15 protein-coding genes are annotated in these 20,477 nt (G+C 44.4%); 13 read left to right on the forward strand and 2 right to left on the reverse strand.

Annotation, left to right across the window (positions count from 1 at the left end; genetic code table 11):
• The first annotated feature begins 112 nt into the window (after positions 1-112).
• Both fadI and fadJ read left to right on the forward strand, forming a co-directional pair.
• Positions 113-1,420, forward strand: a complete 1,308-nt coding sequence (fadI, locus tag IQO02_RS20560; protein ID WP_010439432.1) for an acetyl-CoA C-acyltransferase FadI — start codon at positions 113-115, stop codon at positions 1,418-1,420.
• On the forward strand, positions 1,420-3,648 hold the full coding sequence (fadJ, locus tag IQO02_RS20565; protein ID WP_016792935.1) for a fatty acid oxidation complex subunit alpha FadJ: 2,229 nt from the start codon (positions 1,420-1,422) through the stop codon (positions 3,646-3,648). Before fadI ends, fadJ begins: the two co-directional genes overlap by 1 nt.
• A gap of 295 nt (positions 3,649-3,943) precedes the next feature.
• Here fadJ and IQO02_RS20570 read toward each other — a convergent pair whose 3' ends face one another.
• Entirely contained in the window at positions 3,944-6,721 is a 2,778-nt protein-coding gene (locus tag IQO02_RS20570; RefSeq protein ID WP_029189366.1) for an insulinase family protein, read from the reverse strand.
• Between the two features lie 304 nt (positions 6,722-7,025).
• Between IQO02_RS20570 and sixA the strand changes: the two genes are divergently transcribed.
• Entirely contained in the window at positions 7,026-7,490 is a 465-nt protein-coding gene (gene sixA / locus IQO02_RS20575; RefSeq protein WP_010439440.1) for a phosphohistidine phosphatase SixA, read from the forward strand.
• A 148-nt stretch (positions 7,491-7,638) separates the two neighbouring features.
• On the opposite strand, the gene smrB is transcribed toward sixA, so the two are convergent.
• Positions 7,639-8,169, reverse strand: coding sequence for an endonuclease SmrB (gene smrB, locus IQO02_RS20580; protein WP_010439442.1), 531 nt, complete (start codon positions 8,167-8,169; stop codon positions 7,639-7,641).
• Positions 8,170-8,231: 62 nt separating this feature from the next.
• Between smrB and prmB the strand changes: the two genes are divergently transcribed.
• The 10 genes from prmB (at position 8,232) to hflX (ending at position 20,464) form a co-directional block, all read left to right on the forward strand.
• Positions 8,232-9,164 (forward strand): 50S ribosomal protein L3 N(5)-glutamine methyltransferase, encoded by a 933-nt coding sequence (gene prmB, locus IQO02_RS20585; RefSeq protein ID WP_010439444.1) that lies wholly within the window; start codon positions 8,232-8,234, stop codon positions 9,162-9,164.
• 223 nt (positions 9,165-9,387) lie between these two features.
• Positions 9,388-10,029, forward strand: coding sequence for a LysE family translocator (locus IQO02_RS20590; RefSeq protein ID WP_010439447.1), 642 nt, complete (start codon positions 9,388-9,390; stop codon positions 10,027-10,029).
• Between the two features lie 479 nt (positions 10,030-10,508).
• The gene (locus tag IQO02_RS20595) at positions 10,509-11,966 is read left to right on the forward strand and encodes a protein adenylyltransferase SelO (RefSeq protein WP_010439449.1); all 1,458 of its coding nucleotides are present in this window, start codon (positions 10,509-10,511) and stop codon (positions 11,964-11,966) included.
• 159 nt (positions 11,967-12,125) lie between these two features.
• Positions 12,126-12,854, forward strand: a complete 729-nt coding sequence (locus IQO02_RS20600; protein ID WP_016792936.1) for a response regulator — start codon at positions 12,126-12,128, stop codon at positions 12,852-12,854.
• A 73-nt stretch (positions 12,855-12,927) separates the two neighbouring features.
• Positions 12,928-14,373, forward strand: coding sequence for an ATP-binding protein (locus tag IQO02_RS20605; RefSeq protein ID WP_010439452.1), 1,446 nt, complete (start codon positions 12,928-12,930; stop codon positions 14,371-14,373).
• 110 nt (positions 14,374-14,483) lie between these two features.
• Positions 14,484-15,731, forward strand: coding sequence for an ABC transporter substrate-binding protein (locus IQO02_RS20610; RefSeq protein ID WP_004736057.1), 1,248 nt, complete (start codon positions 14,484-14,486; stop codon positions 15,729-15,731).
• A gap of 181 nt (positions 15,732-15,912) precedes the next feature.
• Entirely contained in the window at positions 15,913-16,851 is a 939-nt protein-coding gene (locus IQO02_RS20615) for a carbohydrate ABC transporter permease (RefSeq protein WP_010439457.1), read from the forward strand.
• Entirely contained in the window at positions 16,848-17,705 is an 858-nt protein-coding gene (locus tag IQO02_RS20620; RefSeq protein WP_009848502.1) for a carbohydrate ABC transporter permease, read from the forward strand. The genes IQO02_RS20615 and IQO02_RS20620 overlap by 4 nt, the downstream gene beginning before the upstream one ends.
• Positions 17,706-17,711: 6 nt before the next feature.
• Entirely contained in the window at positions 17,712-18,824 is a 1,113-nt protein-coding gene (locus IQO02_RS20625; RefSeq protein WP_010439463.1) for an ABC transporter ATP-binding protein, read from the forward strand.
• Between the two features lie 272 nt (positions 18,825-19,096).
• Positions 19,097-20,464: a GTPase HflX gene (gene hflX / locus IQO02_RS20630; protein WP_010439465.1), complete on the forward strand. Its 1,368-nt coding sequence runs from the start codon at positions 19,097-19,099 to the stop codon at positions 20,462-20,464.
• Positions 20,465-20,477 lie beyond the last annotated feature (13 nt).

A 20,477-nucleotide genomic window follows, 5' to 3' on the forward strand; every position in this document is an offset into this window, starting at 1 on the left:
AATTTTCAAACAGTGAGATACTCGTATCACGTTTATTTAAACGCTTGTTTGATTTAATTAACAACTTCTTTACAATGCTTCAGGTCAGACCTCTTAACTTTAAGGAGAAACCATGGGCAAACAGGAAGTCAAAACCCGTTCTGGAGAACGTGTTGCCGTTGTCGCTGGATTACGAACCCCATTCGCTCGTCAGAGCACTGAATTTAGTCAAGTGCCTGCGGTCGACTTAGGAAAAATGGTCGTGAGTGAAATGCTTGCGAGAACAGATGTCGATCCTGCGCTAATTGAACAAGTTGTGTTTGGTCAAGTGGTACAGATGCCAGAAGCGCCAAATATTGCACGTGAAATTGTGCTTGGCACCGGCATGGATATTAATACCGATGCGTACAGTGTGACACGAGCTTGTGCAACTAGCTTTCAAGCGGCGGTTAACGTGACTGAGAGCATTATGGCGGGCACGATTGATGTCGGTATTGCCGGTGGTGCGGATTCCTCTTCTGTATTGCCTATCGGTGTTTCTAAGAAGTTGGCGGCAAATTTATTGGCGTTAAGCAAAACGAAAACTATGGGTCAAAAGCTGAAGATTCTTAAAACGCTTTCAGTGAAAGATCTAATGCCAGTCCCACCAGCTGTCGCTGAGTACTCAACAGGCCTTTCAATGGGTCAAACAGCAGAGCAGATGGCTAAAACCCATAGCATTACTCGTCAAGAGCAAGATGCACTCGCTCATCGATCTCATTCTTTGGCTTCTAAAGCCTGGAAAGAGGGGAAAATCAAAGATGAAGTGATGACTGCATTCCCAGCACCTTATAAAAAATACCTAGCTGAAGATAACAATATTCGCCACGACTCAACCGTTGAGGGTTACGCTAAATTACGCCCAGCATTTGATAGAAAGTACGGTAGTGTTACTGCAGCCAATGCTACACCGCTTACTGATGGTGGTGCAGCAGTGATGTTGATGCGAGAAGGCAAAGCAAAAGAACTAGGCTTAGAAGTGCTTGGTTATATCCGTGGTTATGCGTTTTCAGCGATTGGTGTTGAAACAGATATGTTGATGGGTCCAACTTACGCGACTTCTCAAGTGTTGAAGAACACAGGCCTCGAGCTTTCAGATTTGACGTTGATCGAGATGCACGAAGCATTTGCAGCCCAAGTTCTAGCTAACGTCAAAATGTTTGCAAGCGATGAATTTGCTCAGAAGAATTTAGATCGTGACAAAGCGATCGGTGAGATTGATATGGAGAAGTTCAACGTCCTGGGTAGCTCAATTGCTTATGGTCACCCGTTTGCAGCAACTGGCGCACGTATGATGACTCAAACATTACGTGAATTGAAACGTCGCGGTGGCGGCTTGGCACTGAATACAGCTTGTGCGGCTGGTGGTTTAGGTGCAGCAATGATCTTGGAGGTAGAATAATGTCTACGACTCTTGATGCAAAAAAAGAAAAAGAAGTAGTCACTCAACCAGACTCAGCGACTACCATTGAATCGAAAAATAGTGAACCAACCAATAAGAAAGCAGCGTTTTCTCTGAGTATCGATGATCAAGATATTGCATGGCTTGCGATCGATGTGCCAAACGAGAAAATGAACACACTGCAAGCCGCTTTTGCTGAAGAAATGAAAGCTATTTTTGAGCAGCTAAAAGAAAAGCAAAGTCGAGTTAAAGGCTTGATCGTACATTCATTGAAGCCAGATAACTTTATCGCTGGTGCTGATGTAAGAATGCTTGATGCGTGTAAAACGGCTGATGAAGCACAGTCTCTCGCTCGCCAAGGGCAGGAGATGTTCCAAACTCTGTCTGAACTGCCGTACCCAGTGGTTGCAGCGATACATGGCCCTTGTTTAGGCGGTGGTTTAGAGCTAGCTCTTTCCTGTGACTATCGCGTATGTACCGATTCAGACAAAACTCGTCTTGGTTTGCCAGAAGTCCAACTAGGTTTGTTGCCCGGCTCGGGCGGCACACAACGTCTTCCTCGCCTTATTGGTTTATTGCCATCTCTGGACTTAATCCTTACGGGTAAGCAGTTGCGTGCTAAGAAAGCAAAATCTTTAGGTGTAGTCGATGCTTGTGTTCCGGAAACTATCTTGCTCGAAGTGGCTAAAAGCTTTGTTGAAAAGAATGCTGGTAGCAAAAAAGGCAAACGCCTAGCGTCTCAAAATCAGGCTTCAACTAAAGAAAAGCTAATTTCACGTAATGGCCTTGGTCGTAAAGTGATTTTCGAACAAGCTTCTAAGAAAACTAATCAGAAAACACGCGGCAATTACCCAGCAGCAGATGCGATTCTTGATGTAATTCGTTATGGCCTCGAGAACGGCTTCGACAAAGGCCTTCAGTATGAAGCAAAGCGTTTCTCTGAGCTGGTGATGACTTCGGAATCCAAAGCCCTGCGTTCGATTTTCTTCGCAACCACTGAAATGAAAAAAGAGCACGGTGCAGACGCAGAGCCTAAAGCCGTTAAGCGTGTTGGGGTGTTGGGTGGTGGCCTAATGGGGGCTGGTATTAGCCATGTTAGTGTTGCTAAAGCTAAAGTGCCGGTTCGCATTAAAGACGTTTCCAACGAAGGCGTTCTGAACGCACTTAACTACAACTTTAAGTTGTTCGACAAGCAGCGTAAACGTCGCATTTTGAGTAAAGCTGAACTTGAAAGCAAAATGCTGCAGCTTTCTGGTGGCATCGATTTTACGAGCTTTAATCACACCGATGTCGTGATTGAAGCCGTATTTGAAGACCTTGATCTCAAGCAATCGATGATTGCCGACATTGAGGCGAATGCGAAACCTGAGACTATTTTTGCGACCAACACTTCTTCATTGCCAATCCACAAGATTGCAGAGAAGGCACAGCGACCAGAAAACGTTGTGGGCCTTCACTACTTCAGCCCAGCAGATAAAATGCCATTGGTTGAAGTTATTCCTCATGAAACAACGTCAGAAGAGACGATTTCGACAGTTGTGGCATTAGCGAAGAAGCAAGGCAAGACCCCGATTGTTGTTAAAGACACGGCTGGTTTTTATGTGAACCGTATTCTTGCTCCGTACATGAATGAAGCTGCGCACTTGTTACTGGCGAATGAGCCGATTGAAAAACTTGACAGCGTGTTACTGGATTTCGGTTTCCCGGTTGGCCCAATTACCTTGTTAGATGAGGTAGGTGTTGATATCGGAGCGAAGATTATTCCGATTTTAGTGAATGAACTCGGCGATCGTTTCCAAGGCCCTGATGTGTTCGATATTCTTTTAAATGACAACCGTAAAGGTCGTAAGAGTGGCAAAGGTTTCTACACTTACAAAGGTAAGAAGAAAGAAGTCGATAAGTCAGTTTACAAGCTGCTTAAGCTACAACCAGATCCTAAGTTGAGCGATAACGATATCGCAATGCGCTGTGTGCTTCCTATGCTAAACGAAGCGGTTCGCTGCCTGGATGATGGTATTATACGTAGTCCAAGAGACGGTGATATCGGTGCTATTTTCGGCATTGGTTTCCCGCCATTCTTAGGTGGGCCTTTCCGTTATATGGACCAAGTGGGCATTAAGTCACTGGTTGAGATGATGAACGATTTCGCTAAGAAGTACGGTGATCGTTTCGCACCATGTGATGGCCTACTGACACGTGCTGGTTTGGATGAGTCTTTTTATAAGTAACTCTCTAGTACGCTAATTATTGAGCCCGCATCAAGTTGATGCGGGCTTTTCTGTTTTATGGGTGAGCGAAAGGAATGAGATTCTCGATTCAATTGTTCCTCTTTCTCGGGAATAACGAGCGAGAGACAAAAAGTAAGTTATTGCGTTGATAAATGAGGGGGCAAACACATCTCAATCAAAACTATCGTCATCTCCTAAAGCGACGAAGGAGCGTAATAGGAGATCTGCTTTTATATTGCCCCAATAAAAAAGGTTGATGCATCCGCATCAACCTTCGGTTTTTTATCTAGAATTACTAGCCAAGTTCAGTATCTTTCGGACGTAACTGAAACTCATCAATAGAGCCTATTTCCACACCTGCGGACAGCTTTTCTTCTTCATGGTGTGCATTACCTTGCGCGTGCATAATCAGACGATTTGCCGTACGAGGTTTAAGTTGACTGACCACAAAACGCATCATGTCCGAGCGAGTCAGCTCTTTGAGCTCTTCTAGTACGCGATCCCTTTGGTTGAATTCCAAATCTTTATTGCCAATCGCAACCCATAAGCGCTGAGCTCTACCTCGTAAAGTCGTATCTGGCGTTGAAATCTGATTCCAAAGCCCGCGTTTGCTGCTGTGCCATTGATAGTCATTAAGTTCCAACAACACCATATAAAAGGCATTGAGGAATTCATCTATAGAAGCTAACAAGTCTGCTGGAGCTGCATTAGGCGACTGCACGTAAAGTACAATACCTGGGTGCCGGTTCAGCGGCATGTTGCCAGTGCCGACCATATAGCCTAGTTGCTGCTTGGTGCGAATCTCATGGAAGAACGTAGCTGACATCAAGTGGTTTGCCAACGAATACAGTGCAATGTTTTTAGGTGAGATATCCGGACATTGGTAGTAAACCACAATTGCCGAATCATCTTGATTACACACAACTTCACGTTGGAAACTGCCGTTTTCACCAAGCATTATTAATGGACGCAATGACTCTTCGTAAGCCTGATCTTGAACACGCAGTGCATCTTTAAGTGTTTCAGCCATCTTATAAGCATCAGCTTGTCGCCAATCGCCATACACAAACATTTCTACGTGCAGTTCTGCCAAGATAGCTTGAACAAAGGAAGAAAGCTCATCGACCTCTATCGTTTCCAAGGCTTCTATCAAAACGGAATAGGGTGGGTTGTTTGGCTGAAGTATTCCAGTCATCGCATTAAATAGCTGAGAAATAGGACGATCTTGCGATGCGTTGTTCCAGTTTCTGAGCAATTGATGCTTGATCGTTTCGAAGCGTGTTGGACTAAAGTTACGAGCTTGGAAATGTTCAAGGATCATATTGAGCAACTGTGGCTGCTTCTCGCTGAACCCAGAAAGAGTCAGAGTCACGCCGCCTTGATGGGTATACATGTTGTAACCCATACCAGCAATTTCAGCCTGATAGGTATCTTTTTCAAGTGAGTCCAAAAACATTTCTACGCATAGGCGAGTTTTTACGATGTTTCTCGGGCTAGCTACCGAATGAGGGCTGTCGATAGCAATATATACGACACCTTTAGGCACTCGAAACTGATGGTCTTGTAGGTGCCATAGTTTAAAGCCGTCAAGCTCTTCCAATAGTTGTGGGTGTTCAGCGTTGCCTTCGATCTCAGCCGGATCGAGGTCATAGCAAATAAATGGGTTTTTGCTGGGTAGCTCAAACTGCCAACCGGGATTTATGCACATAAAACACTGAGTTTGCTCTGTGCTGAAAGGCGTGACCGAGTAGGGCGTAAAGTACCACTTTGCTTCTCTATCGTATTCCAAACCTTGAGCAACGATGGTCGCACGCATGTTTTCGACAGATAGGTAAGAAAGCAAAGAACGTTGTAACTCTTCGTCAAAATGCGACATTTTATAATCGCCATACACCACGTCTTGCTCTTGGTAGTGCTGCATGTTGATCACGAGGTGACTGACAACATCGAGTGGCCGTGCTGGTTCTTGAAAGCGGAATGCAGATTCTAAAACCGCGCGCTTTTCTAAATAGCGCCACTCTTCAATGCCTTGTTGTTCGATCAGTTTGATGTATTGAAACACCGCTTGGATAATATGGTCTGTTTTGGTCAAACCTTCGATGGTCAATGAACAACTCACAGTGAAATCACGATAGTTACTGCCGCTTGCGCCGCCACCAGCTGAGAGTGAGGTTATCCAACCTTTCTCTTTTAACTGCATCATCAAGCTACCTTCCCCTTCATAACCTAAAAGGTGTGCAAAGAATGACAATGGCTTAATACCATAGTGCTCATCCATGCTTGGCATCGGGAAGGTTAAAATCAGTTTGCGAACTTCTTTTATTGGCTCAACGTGGACCTGTACGCCCGTGCTTAACTCGCCAATAATAGGCACTTCAACCTTTTTACCTTGTAGATTGTGATTGGTGATTGAGTTAAAACGATTCTCCACCCAACTTTGCATCTCATCTAATGATTGGTTGCCAGACAATGTCAGTGTCATTAAATCTGCAGAGTACTGTTGCTGGTGGAAAGCTAAGATCTCTTGTCGAATTGTTTCACCGTTTCTGTCACCTAACGTATCGATATTACCGACAGAAAACTTCGAGAATGGGTGATTGTGGTTCACTAATTCTTTGGTAACTTGGTACAAGCGTCGTGAGTCATCATTGAGTTTCATCTTGTACTCAGAATCCACCGCTTGGCGTTCTTTATCTAGTGCTTCTTCGTTAAAAAGTGGTGCTGTAAAAAATTGGCTGAATCGATCGAGTGCTGTTTCAAATGCATTCAATTCGACATCAAAAAAGAAGCAGGTATGTTCTGTTCCGGTCCAAGCGTTGTTACTACCGCCATGTTGGCTGATAAAACTTTGGAACTCTCCGACCTTTGGATACTTTTCAGTTCCCAAAAATAGCATATGCTCTAAGTAGTGAGCTAACCCCTCTCGGTCTGCAGGGTCATCAAAGTGCCCAACATTAACGGCGAGTGCGGCTGCAGCTTTTTGAGCGTTTTGATCTTGAACTAACATTACTCGCAATCCGTTATTTAGCGTTAGGTAACGGTATTGATGTTCATCATTAGGGCTTAAATGCACAGAAGCATCTCCAGAGAAGGTGGTTTTTAAATTATGTACGTGATGATTTGAGGTGCAAACCTTGCGTTCATATTTTGGGATATCAAGAGCTTTTTGGCGACTTCTAAATCACTTTTATCGATTTTTATCAGTGATTTATTTTCTTTTAATAAGATTGTTAAGAAAGTCGGACTCTTTAGCAAGTGACTTGATATAATTATTTATATAGACTGCGGATTCTCTGGATTGAGAGCCAAACGCTAAGTAGCGTATCGCTGATATGGGATATATCGACTTTCGAAATGTTACGTAGACAGGACTGAACATGAAAATATTCATAATGCGCCACGGTGAAGCAGAACATTTTGCTAACTCGGATGCAGAACGAGCGTTAACGAAGCGCGGCAAAATGGCGTCTCTTGCGGTGGCACAAGCTGCAAATGAGCAAGGGTTCAGCCAGTTCGATAAAGTGCTTGTGAGCCCATATCTAAGGGCACAAGAAACATGGTTAGAGATCTCTCAGGCGTTTTCTGGAAAAAAAGTAGAAACCTGTGATGATATTACCCCTTATGGTATGTCCGACGATGTGTTTGATTTGGCTTTAGCTATGGCTGAAGTAGAAAAACTAGAGACCATTTTATTTGTTTCTCATTTACCTCTAGTTGGCTACTTAACCGCAGAGTTCGCGACAGGCATGGCACCGCCCATGTTTCCGACTTCTGGTTTAGCTTGTATTGAATTTGACCTTGAGACACAAAAGGGCGAGTTGCTTTGGAACATTAATCCATAGGCTGACAAAGCTTGGTGAAATCCTAAAGACAACAATAAGCAAAGATAAATAGAAAGGGCACCTCAATCATATTGAGGTGCCCTTTGTTGTTTTGGCTTTGGGGGAAGGAGTTAATCGGTAACAAGTAAACCCGTCGAGTAAATGAGAGTTACTTCTCAGGAATTGAAAGCAAAACCAGTAGTGCGCCATTACCACCAAATTCTAAAGGTGCTTGGTGAAAAGCCATTACATCTGGGTGTTGTGCTAACCACAAAGGCACTTTTTGTTTAAGAATGTGCTTACCGATACCATGTTGCACGCAAGCACAAGCTACGCTCTCTTTAATACAGTGAGCAATCATAGCTCCTAGTTCGCGCTTTGCTTCTTGTTGTGTCATACCATGCATATCTAGGTACACGTCAGGCACGTAAACACCGCGACGCAGTCGCTTGACTTCGTATTTAGAGACATCATCACGCGCATAGCGTGTTGGCCCTTCCTCACTAAGGTGCGGAATGAACTCGTCAGAGAAATAAAACTCGCTATCGCTGGCTTGTCTTGCCGTTCGAGTAATTTCTTTTTGTTTGGCATTTCTTTTTGGCTGCTGGACTATGGTATCCTGTTGCAACTTTTTAACGCCCTTTACTGCATCGTTGAACAGGGCGAAATCGTCATCAAAGTCGGTGTCTTTTTTGCTCATCAGGTTATGAATTCTAATTAGAAACGTAATTAGCAGTATTGTAGCGCTTTTCGGAGACAATTTTGGATAAGATTTTTGTAGAAGAAGCGGTATCAGAACTACACACGCTTCAAGATGTGATTCGTTGGACTGTTAGCCGCTTTAACGCAGCGGGCCTATTTTATGGTCACGGCACTGATAACGCGTGGGATGAGGCGGTACAACTTATTTTACCTACTCTTTATCTACCGATTGATGTTCCCTCGCACGTTATGAACTCTCGTCTAACGAGCAGCGAGCGTTTACGCATCGTTGAACGTGTGATCAAGCGTATCAATGATCGTACACCAACGGCTTACCTAACCAATAAAGCTTGGTTCTGTGGCCTTGAGTTTTTTGTTGATGAGCGTGTTCTTGTGCCTCGCTCTCCAATTGGTGAATTGATCGAAGCTCAGTTCCAACCATGGTTAACTGAAGAACCAGTTCGTATCATGGATATGTGTACGGGTAGTGGTTGTATTGCTATCGCATGTGCTCACGCTTTCCCAGATGCTGAAGTTGACGCGATTGATATCTCGACGGATGCACTACAAGTTGCAGAGCAGAACGTTCAAGATCACGGCATGGAGCAACAAGTATTCCCAATCCGTTCAGATCTTTTCCGTGATTTGCCTAAAGAGAAATACAACCTGATCGTATCGAACCCACCTTACGTGGACGAAGAAGATATGAACAGCCTACCGGAAGAGTTTACTCATGAGCCGGAACTTGGCCTAGCAGCGGGTACTGATGGCCTTAAACTGGTTCGCCGTATTCTGTCTAACGCACCAGATTACCTAACTGATGATGGTATCTTGATCTGTGAAGTGGGTAACTCAATGGTTCACATGATGGACCAATACCCTGAGATTCCATTCACTTGGATTGAGTTCTCAAATGGTGGCCATGGCGTATTCATGATCACTCGCGAGCAGTTAGTGGCTTGTGCAGATGAGTTTTCAATCTACAAAGACTAAACCGTTTTAGTTAGATAGGGATATCAGTTAACAACTGAATAAACCCTCTCGGTATTAATTCAAACGCCATACAGCAATGTATGGCGTTTTTTATTGTCCACATTGAGGCTGTTTGCGCTTAGAGCGAAGATGTTACGCTCAGTATTTAGTTGCTTAATATGAATAATTATTACATATTGATGCTTAATATTTAGACGTTCTAGTGAGTTAAGGAGAATTCGCGATGAGTTTTGATACATGGATTTATTATTTACTAGCAGTGCTGATACTGACAGCTTCACCTGGGCCAAGTTCTTTATTGTGCATGACCAAGGGTGTGCAGTCTGGTTTTAAGTTATCAATATTTACTGCCTTGGGTAGCTTGACCGCGATTACCGGAATTCTTACGTTATCGTTTACCGGTTTGGGTGTGATTATCGCTTCGTCGGAACTGGTTTTTAACATTATCAAATGGACTGGTGCTGCCTATCTTATCTACCTTGGTTGGAAATCATTACGTTCTAGCCAGCAAGATTATGACAAATTATCGAATCAAAAAGCAGATTCTCAATCTGTTAAAGAGAGCGCTGCAAAGCATTATGTCAGTGGTTTTATTGTTGGTGCGAGTAACCCTAAAGCGATTTTGTTTTTTACCGCACTTTTCCCACAGTTTATTGATCCTTCAATAGCACTTCTTCCTCAGTTTGCTGTGTTCGCTTTGACCTTCGCTGTGATGGAGTTATCTTGGTTATTGGTTTACGCCTATCTAGGAGCTAAATCATCTAATTGGTTGTTCGCTAAAGGTAGAGCCAAGGTTTTTAATCGTGTGACTGGTGGTGTCTTTATTGGTGCTGGTGCACTGCTTTCGACGACAAGCCGAGCATAACTTTCTGTTTTATAATAGAGGTGAATGATTACGGAATATTCTTGATGCTGTAATAAAAGGTTAATATTAATGTGCTTGCTGATATCGGCATAAAGTCGATATATTGGTGTTACACCATCACGTTCTCAAGGAGATACATATGCAGCATCAAGAAATGATTCAACACAGTAACTTTGGCGTAATCAGTCGTACTTGGATTTTCTCTACTCTTTCTCTTCTGGGTATTCTCGCTCTAATGTAGCCTGCTTTTCGGCTCTATATTTTCAGTTTTTATTATGAATACACTTTTCAAAAAGTCTTCAAAGTCAGAACTCTTATTCTCGTAAATGTGGCTCTTCTCATCAGTCTAGCCACCTAATTTTTCTCTTCGCAAAGCAGTCAAGTCCTTTTCGCTCAACAAACTAGACACGTAAGCCAATCTGAAGTTGTTACTAAACTGTGATAATCTTAAGTTATCTTTTATCTACAGTGTGCCTCTCATGTCTGTCTGGGATTCTATTTCATTTAACAATCGATTTACTGCATTACCTCGACTGTTCTATACCCCAATTCAACCTACACCGCTCAGTAATGTTCAATGGCTCTCATGGAACCATAACCTTGCGAATGAACTCGGCTTTCCGTCATTTGAAGATGCTTCTGAGGAATTGCTTGAGACGTTATCGGGCAATGTTGAACCTGATCAATTCTCACCAGTAGCAATGAAATACGCTGGCCATCAGTTTGGCTCTTATAACCCTGATTTAGGTGATGGAAGAGGGTTGTTATTAGCTCAAGTTGTTGCTAAATGTGGTGAAACGTTCGACTTACACCTTAAAGGTGCAGGTAAAACGCCTTATTCTCGTATGGGTGACGGGCGCGCTGTTATTCGTTCAACTGTACGTGAGTACCTGTGTAGTGAAGCAATGGCAGGGCTTAATATCCCAACCACACGTGCATTAGCCATGATGACCAGTGACACGCCAGTTTACCGCGAGAAGCAAGAGTGGGGCGCATTGTTGGTGCGTGCTGCTGAATCACACATCCGTTTCGGTCACTTTGAACACCTTTTTTATACCAATCAATTGGCTGAGCATAAGTTGTTGGCCGATAAAGTGATTGAATGGCACTTCCCTGAGTGTTTGGATGCTGAGAAACCTTACGCTGCTATGTTTAACCTGATTGTTGACCGCACCGCAGAAATGGTGGCCTTGTGGCAAGCGAATGGTTTTGCTCATGGGGTGATGAACACCGATAACATGTCGATCATCGGGCAAACCTTCGATTACGGCCCGTTTGCATTTCTTGATGAATATGATCCTCGCTTGATCTGCAACCATTCCGATTATCAAGGTCGTTATGCTTTCAATCAGCAACCTCGAATTGGATTGTGGAACCTATCGGCACTGGCTCACTCACTTTCTCCGTTGGTGGATAAGGCCGACTTAGAGGCGGCGTTAGAGCAGTACGAACCACAAATGAACGGTTATTTCAGTCAGATGATGCGTCGTAAGTTAGGGCTGCTTTCGAAACAAGAGGGCGATAGTCGTTTGTTTGAATCTATGTTCGAGCTGATGTCGCAAAACAAAGTCGATTACCCAAGGTTCTTTAGGACACTGTCGAACCTAGATACATTGAAGCCTCAAGACGTGATTGATTTGGTTATCGATCGCGAGGCCGCGAAGCTATGGGTAGATAACTATTTACAGCGCTGCGAATTAGAAGAGAGTTCAGTGGTAAAGCGCTGCGAAAACATGCGACAGGTAAACCCGAAATACATTCTCAGAAACTATCTAGCTCAACTAGCTATCGATAAAGCTGAGCGCGGTGATAGTAGCGACATTGACGCTTTGATGGTGGTGCTTGCAAACCCTTATGCGGAACATCCGGACTATGAACATCTAGCGGCTCTACCTCCTGAGTGGGGCAAAGCCATGGAGATCAGCTGCTCGTCATAATCAACCAATAGCGGATTAAGCCGTTAAGATTCAGATAGAGGTCACTAAGTTGTGATCTTTATCTGTTTGTTCTTCTAACTTTACAAACATGTCAATAATCAAACAATCGGCCAGCCTATACACTATGTGAATAAGTTGTAAATTTAATAGGTTTGGGCGATGCCAACAAATACTCGAATTCTCGTGGTGGATGATGATCAAGAAATCAGCGAACTGCTGGAAGAGTACCTCACAAAATCTGGTTTCGATGTTTCTTCTGTGGGAGATGGTGTTGAACTAGAAGCTCATTTGCAAAAGCAAGGTTATCCAGATCTGATTCTGCTTGATGTGATGCTACCCGGTGATGATGGTTTTACCTTGTGCCAACGAGTCCGCAAACGATCCAATGTGCCAATCATCATGCTAACGGCGGTATCGGATGAAACCGACCAGATTATCGGTTTAGAAATTGGTGCCGATGACTACATCGCCAAACCGTTTAGCCCTCGTCAGTTAATGGCTCGTATTAAAGCGTTATTACGACGTGTTCAAGTGGTGGATGACAAGCCAAGCGATGCACTACCAAAGCAGATCATTTTTGGTGACTGGACTCTCGATACGCTCGCGCATCGAATCTCTCACAATGAAAACTCAGAAGAGATGGACTTGTCGGGCAGCGACTTTTCATTGTTAATGTTGTTTTTAACTCGTCCAAACGAAGTTCTAGATCGTGACACCATATCTTTTGCTACTAGAGGTCGTGAAGCGCTGCCTTTTGAACGTGGCATTGATGTACAGCTTAGTCGCCTGAGAAGTCGATTGGGCGATAGCGGAAAATATCCTCACTACATCAAAACCATGCGCGGTAACGGCTATATTCTCGCTGTGCCTGTTCAGTATGAACACTAAGCATGACTTACTGTTAATGAACTAATGCTAATAGAGTCATTTCCAATGAAGTATTCCGGATAAAGTATCTCGCATGAAGTGGTTGAGTAGATTAAAACCAAACTCCTTGGTCGCAAGAACATTGTTGCTGACCTTGTTAGCCGTTGTGATTGCTCAAGGTATCGCTACATCTATTTGGTATAGCGAATCCAAACACAAAGAACTGGAGGGGATTCGTTCTGCCTCGTCGAGCATGGCAAACATGTTTGCCTCAACGGTGACTTTCTTCCAATCTTTGCCCGTCAAGTATCGTCATATCGTATTAGATCAGATCCGCAATATGGGCGGTACGCGCTTCTTCGTTTCTTTCAATAAAGAGGCTTTGATTGTTGAGCCTATCCCTGACACCCGCTTAAAAACCGCATCGATAGAAGCGATAGAAAGTGTTTTAAGTAGCAAGCTCAATAAAGTCGAATCGGTAAGGGTCGACTTTTCGCGACCTGAGCATCTTCGTTTGCTTAAAAATGATATCTATTTAAGCGACCTCCCGCGATCGTGGGCACATCATACTCTAACGTTAGAACCTCTCAATCCTCCTATTCTGGTTGTCCAAATAGAATTAAAGAGCCATGAATGGGTCTATATTGCGGCGTTGTTGCCTGCGCCTTATGTAAAGCTCGACGATACAATTCTCGGTCGGGAACAGGTGATTTTCTTAGTATCTTCAACGCTCATTCTGCTTGTACTTACCTATTTTATGATTCGTCGCCAAGTGCGTCCTCTCAAAAAGTTAGCAAGAGCGGCTAATGAAATGAGTATGGATATTCAGCAGCCTCCGCTTAACGAAGAAGGGGCAACAGAACTGGTCACCGCGACCCGAGCTTTTAATCGCATGCAGCAACGGATTCGTCGCTATGTTGCCGACCGTGAACATCTTTTCTCTGCTATTTCTCATGACTTAAAGACACCTATCACCCGACTCAGGTTACGGGCAGAATTGTTGGAAAGTGAAGTAAAGAAAGACAAATTCAATAAAGATCTCGATGAGCTTGAGATGATGGTTAAAGGTGCTCTTCAGGCTGTGAGAGACACAGACCTTCATGAAAACAATGCCATTATCGATCTCAACGAGATGATGCTCTCTGTAATTGAACTGCACAACCAACATCAAACCTTAGTTGAGTTTGAGCCGTCCGTGGTTGAACCGTTAGTCGCCAAACCATTAGCCATAAAACGTGTGCTGACCAACCTCATAGATAATGCGGTGAAATATGGGAAATCAGCTGAGGTAGATATCGGTAGTGATTCTGTATGGGTGGTTGTGACGATTCAAGATCACGGTAAGGGTATCCCTGAAGACAAGTTAGAGTTGGTTTTCGAACCCTACTTTAGGCTCGCAACCGATGACCAAGGACACGGACTTGGCCTCGGGATCTGCCGAAATATTCTGCATGGACACGGCGGAGATCTCATTATTCGCAACTGCCCTCAAGGTGGTTTAGAAGCCAAAGTCTATATCCCTAGAGGCCTAGAAGTTTAATGTAACAATTACGTTACATTGGGCTTACCTTTTGTTTCAATCTTAAAAATTAGAATAAGTAGACTCTTTATTGAACCGGACGTCGAGTCCGCTAAACATGGAAGATAATAATGAAAATTAATAAAACCCTACTTACTCTATCTCTTCTTGCTGCCTCAACATTTTCTCAAGCTGGTGAAGTGGAAGTGCTTCACTGGTGGACTGCCGGTGGTGAAGCGAAATCAGCAGCGGTACTGAAAGAGATGATTGAAGAACAAGGCCATACTTGGAAAGATTTTGCTGTTGCTGGTGGCGGCGGTGAAAGTGCGATGACTGTTTTGAAAACGCGAGCAGTATCGGGCAATCCTCCATCTGCTGCGCAGATTAAAGGTCATGATATTCAAGAGTGGGGTGGTTTAGGTTTTCTAACGTCTCTCGATGCAACTGCGAAACAAGAACAGTGGGATGAACTACTACCAGAAGTCGTGACTAAAGTGATGAAGTGGGATGGTGAATATGTCGCGGTTCCTGTCAACGTTCACCGTGTTAACTGGCTTTGGGCTAACCCTGTTGTTTTAGAAAAATCAGGCGTGACGGTTCCAACTACGTTAGATGAGTTCTTTGTTGCCGCAGACAAAATTAAAGCAGCTGGCTTTATTCCACTGGCTCATGGTGGCCAGCCTTGGCAAGACGCGACGGTATTCGAAGCAGTAGCACTTGATGTATTAGGCAGTGAAGATTACAACAAAGCGTTCGTTGATCTTGATATGGATGTGTTATCTGGCGACAAGATGGTGGAAGTCTTCACCAAGTTCAAAAAGATGCGTGACTACATCGACAGCAACTCTCCCGGTCGTGATTGGAACGTAGCAACGTCAATGGTTATCAATGGCGAAGCCGCGATGCAAATCATGGGTGATTGGGCGAAAGGTGAATTTACTGCGGCAGGTAAAGTGCCGGGTAAAGATTACATCTGTGCACCAGCTCCAGGTACTGACGGTCAATTTACCTTCAATATCGATAGCTTTGCGTTCTTTGAGTTAAGTGACAAAGAGAACCAAAAAGCGCAGCAAGACCTGGCAAAAACTATTCTTACCAAAGATTTCCAAGAAGTCTTTAACCTTAACAAAGGTTCTATCCCTGTACGTCTAGATATGGATATGTCTAAGTTTGACCAATGTGCGTTGGACTCAATGGCAACCTTCAAAGCAAGTGCTGAATCGGGCGATCTTGTTCCGAGTATGGCTCACGGCCTAGCGACAACAAGCTACGCTCAAGGCGCTATCTATGACGTAGTGACCAATTTCTTCAATGAGAAAGATGCCGATCCGAAACAAGCGGCAGCTAAGTTAGCAAAAGCAGTGAAAGCGGCTATCTAATCAAACTTGATAAGTGACACACAACGCACGTGAGTGTCGGGTTGTGTTGCTTTATCGAACCCCCAGGGTGGGTAGGCTCGTAGGGAGCCTATCTGCTCTTCACTCCCAATTCTAATATGCGTGATGCTGATGTGGTGCCGAAAGGTAAGCCATTGGCTCGATTGTGCAACAAGGATAAGTTATGGAGCATGTTTTGACTGAGTCGACTCCAAAACCCACAAGGAGCCAGCCGGCACCGAAACCGAGTTTTGCTGACAGGTTGCAACATTGGTTACCTAAAATTGTGCTGGCGCCAACTGCGTTAGTGACCGTGGTGTGTATCTACGGTTATATATTTTGGACGGCAGCTTTGTCGTTCACCAACTCTCGATTTCTGCCGAGCTTTAACTTCGTTGGTTTAACCCAATATGAAAAGCTGATGGATAACGATCGCTGGATCACCTCAATCACCAACCTCGGTGTGTTTGGTTTTCTATTCATGGCGATTGCTATCTTGTTAGGTGTTGGTTTGGCTGTGTTGCTTGACCAAAATATCCGCCAAGAAGGCGCGATTCGCACTATCTATCTCTACCCAATGGCGTTGTCATTCATTGTGACGGGTACGGCGTGGAAATGGATTCTTAACCCGGGTCTTGGCATTGAAAAGCTGATGCAAGACTGGGGCTTTACTGACTTCAAATTCGATTGGCTCGTCAATTCTGAAATGTCCGTTTACACCTTGGTTATCGCAGCACTTTGGCAGTCTTCTGGATTCGTGATGGCGATGTTCTTAGCAGGTCTGCGTGGCATCGATTCTTCAATCATCAAAGCGGCTCAAATCGATGGGGCAAGCTTACCCACTATCTATCTCAAAATCATTTTACCTTGCTTGCGCCCTGTGGTTTTCAGTGCGGTGATCATCACCTCACACATTGCAATTAAGAGCTTTGACCTTGTGACGGCAATGACGGCGGGTGGCCCGGGTTATTCATCGGATCTTCCAGCGCTATTTATGTACGCCCACTCCTTTACTCGCGGACAAATTGGCCTTGGTGCTGCCAGTGCCATGATGATGCTTGCTGGTATCTTAGCGATTCTCGTGCCTTATCTTTACTCTGAACTTAGGGAGAAAAAGTCATGATGAATAACATCAATTTTGCTCGAATCTTTATCTATTCAGCACTGCTTTTCTTCTGCTTGGTGTATTTAATGCCACTGTTTGTAATGGCGCTGACGTCATTCAAAACTCTGCCTGACATCAAGGCGGGTAACTTAATGAGCTTGCCGAAAGAGTGGGTTTTCGATGCTTGGTATAAAGCGTGGGATACCGCCTGTACGGGCGTGAAATGTGAAGGTATCAAAGGCTATTTCTGGAACTCGTTCCAAATGGTGATTCCTGCGGTTGCGATTTCAACATTGTTGGGTGCATTCAATGGTTATGTAGTGACGAAATGGCAATTCCGAGGCTCGAACCTGTTCTTCAGCTTGCTGTTGTTTGGTTGCTTCATTCCGTTCCAAGTGGTGCTACTGCCGATGGCAACCATGCTTGGCAAGATGGGCTTGGCTAACACGACCATTGGTCTGGTGATCGTGCACGTTATCTACGGCATGGCGTTTACGACCCTGTTTTTCCGTAACTTCTATATCTCGATTCCTGATGAATTGATCAAAGCGGCAAAACTGGATGGTGCAGGCTTCTTTACCATTTTCTTCAAGATCTTATTACCGATCTCAACGCCAATCATCATGGTGACGGTGATCTGGCAGTTCACCGCAATCTGGAATGATTTCTTGTTCGGGGTGGTGTATTCGGGCTCAGAAACTCAGCCGATCACCGTGGCATTAAACAACCTAGTCAACACCAGCACAGGCGTTAAAGAATATAACGTCGACATGGCTGCCGCGATCATCGCCGCACTGCCAACGCTGTTGGTGTACGTCTTCGCAGGAAAATATTTTGTTCGTGGCCTAACGGCAGGATCAGTAAAAGGATAATTACCCATGGCAACATTAGATTTAAAACAGATCCGTAAAACCTATCGCAACGCGGACAACGAAACGTTAAAGGGCATCGACATCAGTATCGATTCGGGGGAATTTTTGATACTTGTCGGCCCTTCGGGGTGTGGGAAATCCACCCTAATGAACACCATCGCTGGGCTCGAGAATATTAGCTCGGGTGAGATTGTAATTGATGGTGTAGACGTGGCGCAGGTAGAACCTAAAGATCGCGATATTGCGATGGTATTCCAGTCGTACGCGCTTTACCCAAACATGACGGTACGCGGCAATATCGCTTTCGGTTTGAAGATCCGTAAGATGCCACAGGACGAGATCGATGCAGAAGTAAACCGAGTGGCTGAAATGCTGCAAATCGAACAGTTGCTGGATCGTAAACCGTCGCAACTTTCTGGTGGTCAGCGTCAACGTGTCGCGATGGGGCGCGCCTTGGCTCGTCGTCCTAAGCTGTATCTGTTTGATGAGCCGCTTTCTAACTTGGATGCCAAGCTGCGTGTTGAAATGCGCCACCAGATCAAACGTTTGCACCAGAAGCTGAATACCACGATTGTTTATGTAACCCATGATCAGATCGAAGCTATGACTCTTGCAGATCGCATCGCAGTAATGAAAGACGGTGAACTGCAGCAACTCGGTACTCCACAAGAGATCTACACCAAGCCAAACAACATGTTCGTAGCGGGCTTTATGGGGTCACCATCAATGAACTTCATTAAGACCATGGTGGATTTGGATGAGGAACAGAATCCAATTATTAAGGTTGTGGGCACTGCCGAACAAGAACACCACATTCGATTGCCACAGAGTATGCGCGACCAAGATGGCAAGGAATTGGTGATAGGGCTACGTCCTGAGCACATTACCGAGCAAGAAAGTGATGATGTTTCTGCCTCCACAAAGCTAGACTTACAACTGGAGGTGCTGGAACCGACAGGGCCAGATACCATCGCAATGGTTAAAGTGAACGATCAAGAAGTCGCGTGTCGTTTGTCGCCAGAGTTTGAAGTATCGGTTGGTCAAATGGCACCGCTGCATTTTGACTTATCAAAGGCGGTATTCTTCGATGCTCAAACCGAAGCGAGAATCGACTTCTAGTTGCTGAGTTAGTTTAACAATCAAAGTTCATGTCTAAATCAAAGGCAGTATCACCAACTACTAATAAGTAATGTGATGCTGCCTTTTTCGTTGTCTATACTTGCTTTTTATCCCTTATAAAAACAGAGGGATAAACGATATATATGCTTCTACTGCAATAATATCTTGATTTAGTATCCCTTAGCTCTATAAAGCTGACGTAGAAACGCGTAGGATCACACTACTTTAGACCAAAAACTAGGTTGCACCTTGGTGCATAAACAGAAGAATACATGAAACTAACAGCAAAACCAGCGGCGAATAACGCTTTACTTATTTCTATTACGACACCGGATTTTAAAGGTGACGAAGCAAAAGAGTCTCTTGCCGAACTTGCTCGCTTAGTGACAACCCTAGGGTTTAAAGTCGTCGGTACACAATCGCAACACCACAGTTCATCTCAAAGACAGAATGTGTTGGGTGCAGGTAAGCTTGCCGAAATTGCACATCTAACTGGTTACCAAGGCTCTATTGAAGAAGCTGAAGATGAAGACTTTCTTGATGAGTCGGGTTTGTTTGATTCTGAAATCGATGAGTTAGATTTTGATGATCTTCCAACGGGCAACTTCCAATACGGTGCCGCTGATGTTGTGGTATTCGACTGTGATTTAAGTCCATCTCAAATGCGTACTGTTGAGGCGAGTTTGGGTGTGGAAGTATTTGACCGTACTGGTATCATCATCGAAATTTTCAGCCGTCACGCTCGTACTCGTACTGCTCGTCTGCAAGTTGATATCGCTCGTCTAAACTACTTAGTGCCGCGACTGCGTGAAACGGCTGAGGGTGATAAAGAGCGTCAAATGGGTCAGGGCGCCGGTGAAACTTCACTTGAGCTAGACCGTCGTAACGTACGTGACCAAATTGCTGCGCTTAAGCGTGAGCTAGTAAGCGTACAAGATGAAATGAAGACCCGACGCACAAGGCGTGCGGAGCTTTTCACTGTTGCTTTAGTTGGCTACACCAATGCCGGTAAATCTTCGATGATGCGTGCAATGACCGCAACCGAAGTGGTGGGTGAAGATAAACTGTTCGCAACACTAGATACTACGGTTCGTGCACTTCAACCAATTACTCAACCGCGTATCTTGGTTTCAGACACCGTTGGTTTCATCAAGAAATTGCCACACGATCTGGTTGCTTCATTCCACTCAACGCTAGCAGAAGCGCATGATGCTTCATTGCTGCTTTATGTGGTTGATGCTTCTGACGTTTCATTCCGTGCACAGCTTGATGTGGTACACGATGTATTAGCACAAGTGGGCGTTGAAGGCAGCGAAAAACTGTTAGTGCTGAATAAGTGCGATAGATTGACTGAAGAGCAGCAATTAGAGCTGATCGAAGAATTCCCAGATGCGATGCTAACGTCGACTCGTGATCCGCTAGATATCACTAAACTGCACAAGTACATCGTTGGTGTTGCAGAAGAGGGCATGATCGAAGAAGAGATCACGATTCCTTATTCTGGCCAAGGCATCATCGGTGAGATTCGCTCAAACATGAGTGTGGTTAAAGAAGAGTACGATTACGAGTGTATTAAGTTGACTGTTCGCTCTAGTGAAATTGACTTAGCTCGACTGAAAAAGCGTATGCAGAAATCTTAATCTCTTAGCTAGT

It is taken from the genome of Vibrio sp. OPT24 (assembly GCF_015163545.1).
Classification (GTDB): domain Bacteria; phylum Pseudomonadota; class Gammaproteobacteria; order Enterobacterales; family Vibrionaceae; genus Vibrio; species Vibrio cyclitrophicus.